This window comes from Desulfitobacterium sp. (genome assembly GCF_034927245.1).
In the GTDB taxonomy this organism is placed as follows: Bacteria; Bacillota; Desulfitobacteriia; order Desulfitobacteriales; family Desulfitobacteriaceae; genus Desulfitobacterium_A.
Genome location: NZ_JAYFQK010000064.1, coordinates 1 through 9,048 on the forward strand (window position 1 = coordinate 1; position 9,048 = coordinate 9,048).

Genomic DNA, 9,048 nt, shown 5'->3' on the forward strand with positions numbered 1-9,048 from the left:
AAGCACAAATCCCATTTTTGCAACTTATTTCCACTATATTTTGGAAATGGGTAGGTTTTTTATTGCCTTTTTTAGGTTAACTAGCATCCTGAAAAGATTGACCGAAATTTTTAAGGTCTTGACATATTACCGAAGGACTCTTGAACGACTAGGCTTCCAAATATTATACGTATTCTAAGCTTATTATCCAATAATCGACTGAAATGAAACTGAACAAAAACTGAAAGTCTGCTGAATAATATATTTACTTCCCTACTACACAAGTTTATCACAAAAAATTCAGCTAATATTCAGCAAAAAATCATTTTTATCTCAGTAAAAGATCCTATACTGGGATATATCGAAACAGAATAAAAAATATCCGGTTTATAGGAGGTCACTATGGATAATTTTACGCATAATCCGAACGAAAATAATAATGAAGTCGAAGCCATTATTTTGGATTCCCCAAGTTCCCCCAATTTCTCAAATTTCTCGCATCCAAAACCTAAGCGGAAGCGAAAAATTGCTGCCCTTGTTGCTCTTTGCGTGGCAAGCGCCTTTATTGGAGGCATGACAACAATCGTTGCTCTGCCCCACGTTTATCCCGAATTATTTAAGGTTAATACTTCAATTTCCGCCCTATCCCCATCAACGACACCCGCGACCCCATTAAATACCGGTTCAACTCAATTTCCGGTTGCCGATATCGCTAAAAATGTCGGTCCCGCAGTCGTCGGAGTCACTAACTTTCAACCGAATCAGCCCTCCAATTTCGGCTTTTTTAGTTCCGGGAAAAACAGTACCAGTTCGGAACTCGTAGAGGCCGGAAGCGGATCAGGTTTTATCATTGATGCCCAAAACGGATACATTGTCACCAATAATCATGTCATCGACGGTGCAAAAAAAATTACCGTCAGTTTAAGTGACGGGCGAAATTCAGAAGCCAAGCTCGTCGGCGCTGACTCCCGAACAGACCTTGCCGTCTTGCAGATTTCAGATACTTCTAATCTTACCGCCATTACTTTAGGCGATTCCTCTACCCTTGAAGTCGGTGAATCCGTTGTAGCCATCGGTAATCCCGGCGGGGATGATTTTGCCCGTTCCGTGACGACCGGAGTCATTTCAGCCCTTGATCGTACATTGGATATTGAAGGCGAATCCAGCTTTGGCCTGATCCAAACGGATGCTGCCATTAACCCGGGCAATAGCGGAGGACCCCTCGTCAATTATGAAGGAAAAGTGATCGGAATTAACTCTGCCAAATATGCCAAATCAGGATTTGAAGGCATGGGCTTCTCAATCCCCATCTCTGATGCTTTGCCAACCATCGAACAAATCATTAAAACAGGTAAAGCTTCTCACCCTGCTCTCTATGTTTCGGTGAGCGATCAATATAACGCTTACGCCCAAAGCCATAACTTACCCGGAGGTGCCTATATTGCTGAAGTCTCTGCAGGCGGGCCTGCCGACAAGGCCGGAATCAAGCAAGGAGATGTCATCACTAAGATTAACGATAGTACCATAAAGAATTCCGGTGATTTAATTCGTGAGCTCTATAAATATAACGCAGGCGATACCGTTAAGATTACCCTTATTCGCGATGGCAAGACTCAAGACGTTCAAGCTACGCTCGGCGAACTGCAATCCAATTAGGATGTAAAAGAAAAAAACAAACAGAGACACCCTCATGGCTAGTAAATAGTGATTTGCTAGAGTGGCTCAAATCCTTTTTTCAAAGTGAGAATAAGGTGAGCTACCAGCGTAGGAACTTCCGCACCGCAGCCTTGGTTAATAAGCTCTCGAAAGCCAAGAAGGGAGGAACCTTAAGTCCTTTTCTCAAAAAGATTAATAAAGCGGAACTTCTCATCCTGGATGAATACGGTTATGTTCCGCTGGATCGAACGGGCGCCCAGTTGCTCTTTGATTATCTCGGACTGCTACGAACGCAAATCCATCATCCTTAACACGAATCTCGAGTTTTCCATATGTGTCAACGTCCTATATGATGAACAGATAACAGCGGCCATGCTGGACAGGCTGCTCCATCACTGCCACTTACTGTTGTTTTCCGGGACCAGTAATCGCATGCAAGAATCTAGCCTCAACGACCTGTACCGTTCCATCGCGGTAGCACCCAACCAAAAGATTCTATTCAGGAGTAACCTCAAAAAATAGCCTGCACTTTACGGTTTCTGTACCTAAAAAGGTACGGAAACCTGGGTTGCAATGTTCTGGAAATTCCAGATGAAAGATTCTACATTTTCAACTTGCAATATTTTGCAAAAAGTTCTTGCATCAAATTTGAGTCTCTTTTAATTTTTTAATTTCGTCTACTATCGTTATAGTTGAAAATATAATTGTAAAAACAATACCCGCGAAAATACTTATTATAAATGAAAATGTCGAAGCTTTTACTGTTGATGAAGTGTTATACAAAGAATTAATCAAATTATAGATACCGTAAAGAGTGATTATCGTAATTACAAACGTATAAATAGATGAACGAAGTAACTTAAGAAAGTATTTTTTATAACTATTAGAGCTATCCATTAAAGTAGTCCCCCTTTATATATATCAGTATATCAGTATATAAAGAGTTTTATATACTGATTAAGGAACCTGTTTAATTAGCAGGTTCCTCTTTATGCAGTGTTACTTACCAGTCAAGGTAGATATAATCAGTAACTTCATCAGTATCAAACCCGAATTGAAATCCACCAGTCCCATTCCAATCAATAGAAGGTGAAACAGTTATAGTTTGATGCCCATATGCAAAGTTAACCCCAACTACTCCGATATAGCCTTGCCCAACTGCTTCTGTTACTGCATAGCCTGTTTTTGCCCAGTTTGTTGGCGATCCACCACCATAAGCAACAGGGAATATACTAGAGGCGCCTTGCCCCGGTTCAATTTTCCATGAAAAACGGGGAACTTGTCCGCCTGTATAATAAGGAACAAGATAATTATAGGAGTTTAAGGATGATGTTTGAACAAATCCACTTGACCAACCAATAGCTACAATATCATTAAACTCGATAATCGGCATACTTGACCAAGACCAATCTAACCTGGTACTTAGTGTTGTTCTGTCAGTTGATGCAGAATAAGAAAAGGTAGTTATAGCACAATCAATAGTAACTGTGGCAGACAATGCTGTAACTTCACTCTCTGCTCCGGTAAAATTCGTAAAGGCTTGTACTTGATTGTCACTATATCCCATGTCTTTTAGGGTTTCTTTACTAAGTTTACTCCTCTCTTTCATTTTATCTTTATACTCAGCTACGGTAGGTAAATTTCCGATTTCTTCATCCGTCAATCCCTTTGCCTTTAGTTCACTCGTACTCATATTCTGTATTTCTTTTACATAATCATATTCATTGACAGTGATTACTTTATGTGTATTTGAAGCTGGTTTAGCAGAAAGCGGCTGTAATCCAGTAAAGAAAAAAACCATAAAAGCTGCTACAATAATACTTAATAATTTTTTCATTAATATAGCCTCCTTTTATTTTAAATAGACTCTCGGCATTCGCCGGGTTCGATGGCCCAAGGCTTTGCTTAAACCATCTGTATTGAATTCCTCCTACTTTTCGGTAGGGGGATTTCCTTTTATGGGATACTTAATTGGAAATTCTCCCCGAAAATTTAGTTGCATTTTTTACTTGGAAACACGGATATAATCGTTGTCGCCGGTGACTGTACTCCTGTTGTTACCTCAGTCTATCCTCGTAGTAAAGCAACGTGTAATTGTCATGCCCAAGACCTTACGAAGTGCAACCATCCCCGTATCTATTCTCAACCCGACTGCAACTCAGGCTGGGACAGTGCACGAGAGCGTTACCTTAATGGATACCATCTATACACACTTACTGCTGCAAACAGCCCGCATGATTTACCGTTGTATCCCCGTCTGCATCCTGCTTCCCGACACGATGCTGTATGCTTCGTCGTGTGTTCGGTTGAGTTTTCTCAACGTTTCACCTTGGGCATGGTGAATAAAATGCTGCTGGATGCTGCCCATGATGCAGGCCCCATCTACGATCTCTTGCTCCACCAGAATATTGAACCTTTTATTGATCTGAATGTTCGTAGCACAACAAAGAACACGGAAACTGATTCGGATATTAAAAATCATCCAAGGGCATCCCGATTTGTCCTTGCGGAAAGGAAATGAAGCATTACGGATTCGACCATTCCCAGAAGCGCCATAAATGAAGATGTCCGATGATGAAGAACCGGACGATAAACACTTGTAAAAATCCCTGTTCAACTGCAAAATACGGGAGGACATTCCATACCTGTAGTACAGATAACCCCAGACTATTTCCACAAACACCGCGAAATTCGAAAAGTGGAAGCTCATTTACAGGCGGCGTACTTCCTCGGAACGGACCAATAAACGAGAGAAGATTGATTACAAATTGGAATCGGGCCGGCATCACTCCACAAAGATGTGGTACATACGCATTTATGGCATCATGATGTGCCAGCACATCGATGCTTGGTATGTCCACCAAAAAGAAGAGCTAAAAAAGGCTAAAGCAAGTCATCATTCTCCCTAAAGTTGCCTAATTGCCAGACAGCGACAAAATACTGATTCATCCTAAAGCCTCTTTCGAAAAAAAGTGCAATTAGGTCTTTTTGGCATGTCCTTTTAGAAATAGCTTTGAATGAGATTTTAATATCCTTTCTTCATCGCAACTCCCAGTTTTTTACTCCAGTTTAGAGATTACCCCCTTTTTATTCCGAGTGTCTATTTTAGATAGGTACTAAATCTTATACAGACATAAGCAACCACTCCCATTAATTTAATCATTAATAAGAGTATCTGAGGGGTAGTTTTGGTTACAAAATATTCAAATTCTTAGGTAAAATTTTTGTTTAAATATATTTTGTTAAAACTTATGTAACTTTTTATGACGTCAATACACTCTAATAATTAAGAGAGGGGGGAATGGTAAGTTTAGTAGTCACATCTAGAAAGGGGTAAGTTAATGAAGAAATTATTTATCGTTATTCTTGTTGCATTTATGTTAATCGGCACTCAATCCGCTTTAGGAGCTACACCTCAAGTAAATGAAATGGGGATAGTAACGCCAAACGCTTATCAAGCTATTGCAAGTGGGCAATGCAAAATCGTGAATATAGGTGGCGGGACAATCAATATATCTGGAAGAACAACTACATACTATCCGGTTAAACAGATAGGATTAAAACTTTATTTACAATATTTATCTAATGGCCAATGGTACACTATCGATAGCTATAGTTATTATGAATATGATTCTTCATTAGTCTCTGGAGGAGAATTATTAGAGGTAAGCAGTGGATATTACTATAGAGTATTTGCTCAATATACAGCATTGGACGGTACTATAAGCGAAAGTGGTCAATCCTTCACAGAAGCTATATATGTCTCATAAGGAAAACACAGTTTCACTGCCATACCATAGGCGAGAAAAGACCACGTTAACGCTTACGTCTCAGGTTATTACTTAACAACAGTTTTTAGTGATTTAACCTAAGCACCATGAAAAGCAAGTAATATTTTCTAAGAACTATCAAGCCAGCACCTAATCGTGCTGGCTTATAGAGTATAGGAAGCAATTTCTGTTGAGTAGGGTTAAAAAGAAAATTAACGCAAAGAGGGGTTCACTTTCCTTTCGTGCGCACGTTGCGCGCTTCAAATAGGGGTTGCTGAACAACCCACAATTTTTAATCCATCACAGGTCTAGACAGTTTAAACAGGCGCTGTATCCTTCTTAATAAGAAAACGTAAATAGGGTAAAAAAGGACCTTAAGCCGATGCTCCAAGTTCATGACAATGAATTGCAGCATAATTACACTCTCAGCCGTCTCTTTCAAGCGTGCCATGATTCGGCCTAGACCATACCTTCGCTTGCCTACTCCAAATCCGCCTTCCACTTGGTTACGTTCGCTCATATCCTGGAGTTCAAGCTGTTCTTTTTTCTTTGTTTCGCCGGCTTTTGGCCGTCCCAACGCTGGACCACTTAGGCGAATTCTATTTTTCTTACAAAAAGCTCGGTTGTCACGATTCCGATAGATTTGATCCGCTAAAATGGCTTCTGGATAATAGCCAAAGCGCTTCTTGTAATCTTCAACCGCTTGCTCCAAGTTAATACTCTCATTGAAGGAGTCCCAACTAAGTTCGTCCACATACATGTAGCCGTCAACCATACTAATCGCTACTTTGGCTCCAAATTCAGTGGATACCTTGGCTTTTCCCCTTACGATTGGGCGAATATGAGGTTGGCTAATACTCACAATCCGATCATCCACTTGATGTTTCTTCAGCGTGTACATGGTGCGTTGTTGTTGGTAAAGGATCCGGATTGTTTCTAAGGTTTGGCTTTGACGTCGACTTAAGCTTCCATGGGCTTCTAGGCTCAAAAGATTGTCAATCGTTTTCAGTTTTCAGGTTTCTTCCCACATAACCAAGCTGTTTGCCAATGGCTTTACGAATAGACTTCTTTTGTGGTTTACGTTGTTTAGCGACCGCCAAATATTGTTTGCGAGCCTTTTTACGATAAGTGCGTGGTTTCTTCTTGAGTCCTAGATTCACATGGTACAAGGCGTCAATGATGGCTTCTGTCCTCTCTCTTGCCTCATTCAACAAAGAAAGGTCTGTTGGATAACGAACATCGGCTGGAGCACACGTGGCATCCAGAAGCAGTTTTCCTTTATGTGTTGGCTGAGCTGTTTTAGTAGTCCCATCTTGATTTACGCCCGAAACAGGGGGTTCTCCAGGATCTTTGGGTTTCTTGTTTTCCGTTTCCCCATCGGCTTCAACCTGTTGCTTCTCTTGTTGACAGATCATTTCATTGATTGCCATCATAGTCTCTTTGTCTAATCTTTTTCGAAAATGAACCATGAGCGATGGATCAAAGGGAGGTCTGTCATCCTGATAGTGTTCTAAGCCGATGAAGAACTGAAAATACGGATTTTCCATGATTTGTTCCACGGTCTCTCGATCAGAGAACCCGCATTTCTCTTTGATGATAAGTGCTCCCAAAGCCATCCGAAGAGGTTTGGCTTCGGTCCCGGTACTCGATGGGAAAAGCTGAGCATAGTTCTTCTCAATCTCTTCCCATGGAATGAGCTTAGATAACTTAACCCACCGATTCTCGGGATTAAGCTTCCCTTCAAAAGGTAAAACAAAGTCTTCTATTTTCATCTGGGCACTCGGCTTACGGTACATGGTCATCCTCCTAAGTGCAAGGTTTTTGGTCTATTTTTCAATATTTCCTTGCATTAGGATGCGACATAAAGATACTATAGACCTTGTTATTTCAGGATTTTTGAGCTATTCAGCAAGCCCCAAATATATTTCACAGAAATCATCGCTCCTGCGTTGCAATGTAAGAACTAAATCAGTTATTCTCTTCCATAGCGTATAAGTCTTTAAAATAATTTATACGCATTGTTGATAAAAACAACAAATCATTCTATTTGTTCAGATCGTATTTTAAGGGAAGTTTCCATTTCTTCACTGTTTTTTTCCAATTCGAGATAATATTTTAATTTTCCTTGGGATTCACTATTTATTAAGTTAATTTGTATTTCTTTATTATCTACCAGTTTTGATTCAATCGGTTTTACAAAACGGTTTATATTGTTTGCATCTAAACTAACCTTATAAATACCAATATCTGTAACTATAGCAACATTTGAATAAGTTTTTTCTTTTAAATCCTCAAATATAATAATTAGCTCATTTAAATCGTCACCATTGAAATCAAAGAAATATGTTTTTAAAATATTTATATTATTTATATTAAAATCTTTCATAAATATATTTAATAATTTTAGTTCTTTATTCGAAGTTTCTACACCAGATATGAATTCATCGGTTGTTGTAGTTGGCCTAGATGGTTGATTAGGTATACATCCAGTAATAATAAAAGTTAAAAGAAAAATAATAAAAATAATTTTCTTTGCCATAGTTTCCTCCGATTAATTAATAATTCTCTTATGGTACGTGTCAAAAATAAAGATTTTTGTACATTGGTATATATAGTTAAGTGATTTTAAAAAAAGTGGAACCAATGAATATTAATTGTTCCACTTTTTTAAAATCAAAATAAATATTAAGATATGCTTATCTGTTATAATTATTAATTTTAAATATTATTTTAGGAGTAACTTTCTACCAGTTTTACATTAAAGGATTTATTACTTGGCACCTTAGCTCCTCTTGGATAGTAATTATAATCAATTATTTGTCCTGTTGAATCTTGTATTACTCCATAAACCGCATAGCCGTTTGTTGTAGTCCCAGGTATATAGCCATAGAGATAACCAACCATACCCGCCTTTATAGTTTGTGTTGCACCATATTCATAACCTTGTGTCCATGACCTACTATATGTTCCTCCGATGGACACAGTTGCGTCTACTTTTGTTACCATGAGATTTAATTCGCCACTTGTTGTACCGGTTACTGTACCAGAGGCAGTTGTTGAATCGGATGTTAGAGCTTTAAAGGTCGCCGTTGCTGGTGAAGAGCTACCTTTATTATCTACTCTAAAAACACCTACTGGGGTTTGTTCCCAATCGATATATGCACTACTTTGATCATACCTCAATAATTCTTCATAAAACCACATTGGTTGTATTTCTTCAGACGACTTCTTATCATTGATGATTTTATCTTTTGGTGGAGCCGGATCTAAGGATATTTGCTCTGAATAGGTTAAGGGATCAATAACTTGTTCTTGACCAGTACTTTCATTATAAAGGGAATACTTTACGTCTAATTTTTGAAATCCTAATGCTGAAAACGGAATAAACAATAAACAACCGGAAAGAACTAATACAGATATCTTTTTGAATTTCATAATATACCTCCCTCGTATTTTAGTATAGGTACTAAATCTTATACAGACATAAGCATCCACTCCCATTAATGATTTGACTGCTGAAAGCAGTTAAATTTAGTCCTCTATACCTGCTAAAGTGGAAAAATGAGGATAATCCAGATCCAGGTCTTAATGTTCCTACTGAATGACATGTTAGTCGGGGGTATAATCCCCATTTCTTCTTCAT

General features: G+C 38.7%; 8 protein-coding genes and 1 pseudogene. 4 read left to right on the forward strand and 5 right to left on the reverse strand.

Annotated features, from left to right (window positions below; translation table 11 throughout):
- The first annotated feature begins 381 nt into the window (after positions 1-381).
- The gene (locus VB077_RS14995; RefSeq protein WP_323416066.1) at positions 382-1,635 is read left to right on the forward strand and encodes a S1C family serine protease; all 1,254 of its coding nucleotides are present in this window, start codon (positions 382-384) and stop codon (positions 1,633-1,635) included.
- 116 nt (positions 1,636-1,751) lie between these two features.
- Positions 1,752-2,157: pseudogene (locus VB077_RS15000) on the forward strand (ATP-binding protein); the annotation flags it as partial.
- Positions 2,158-2,638: 481 nt separating this feature from the next.
- Here the strand turns inward: VB077_RS15000 and VB077_RS15005 are convergent.
- Positions 2,639-3,472, reverse strand: a complete 834-nt coding sequence (locus tag VB077_RS15005; RefSeq protein WP_323416067.1) for a hypothetical protein — start codon at positions 3,470-3,472, stop codon at positions 2,639-2,641.
- Positions 3,473-3,631: 159 nt separating this feature from the next.
- On the opposite strand from VB077_RS15005, the gene VB077_RS15010 reads away from it, so the two are divergent.
- Complete coding sequence (locus tag VB077_RS15010; RefSeq protein WP_323416068.1) at positions 3,632-4,156, forward strand: hypothetical protein; 525 nt, start codon at positions 3,632-3,634, stop codon at positions 4,154-4,156.
- 4 nt (positions 4,157-4,160) lie between these two features.
- Here the strand turns inward: VB077_RS15010 and VB077_RS15015 are convergent, their stop codons facing one another.
- Positions 4,161-4,496 (reverse strand): hypothetical protein, encoded by a 336-nt coding sequence (locus tag VB077_RS15015; RefSeq protein WP_323416069.1) that lies wholly within the window; start codon positions 4,494-4,496, stop codon positions 4,161-4,163.
- A gap of 480 nt (positions 4,497-4,976) precedes the next feature.
- Here VB077_RS15015 and VB077_RS15020 point away from each other — a divergent pair, with 480 nt between their 5' ends.
- On the forward strand, positions 4,977-5,405 hold the full coding sequence (locus VB077_RS15020) for a hypothetical protein (RefSeq protein WP_323416070.1): 429 nt from the start codon (positions 4,977-4,979) through the stop codon (positions 5,403-5,405).
- A 292-nt stretch (positions 5,406-5,697) separates the two neighbouring features.
- Here the strand turns inward: VB077_RS15020 and VB077_RS15025 are convergent.
- The 3 genes from VB077_RS15025 to VB077_RS15035 form a co-directional block, all read right to left on the reverse strand.
- Positions 5,698-7,201 (reverse strand): IS5 family transposase gene (locus tag VB077_RS15025; RefSeq protein WP_416337075.1). Its coding sequence is split into 2 segments (ribosomal slippage): positions 5,698-6,415 and positions 6,414-7,201, totalling 1,506 coding nucleotides; the frame shifts between segments, so codons are not numbered across the junction.
- Between the two features lie 242 nt (positions 7,202-7,443).
- Entirely contained in the window at positions 7,444-7,944 is a 501-nt protein-coding gene (locus VB077_RS15030) for a hypothetical protein (protein ID WP_323416071.1), read from the reverse strand.
- 191 nt (positions 7,945-8,135) lie between these two features.
- Positions 8,136-8,840 carry a hypothetical protein gene (locus tag VB077_RS15035; protein WP_323416072.1) on the reverse strand — a complete coding sequence of 235 codons (705 nt, stop codon included), beginning with the start codon at positions 8,838-8,840 and terminating at the stop codon, positions 8,136-8,138.
- Positions 8,841-9,048: the final 208 nt, after the last annotated feature.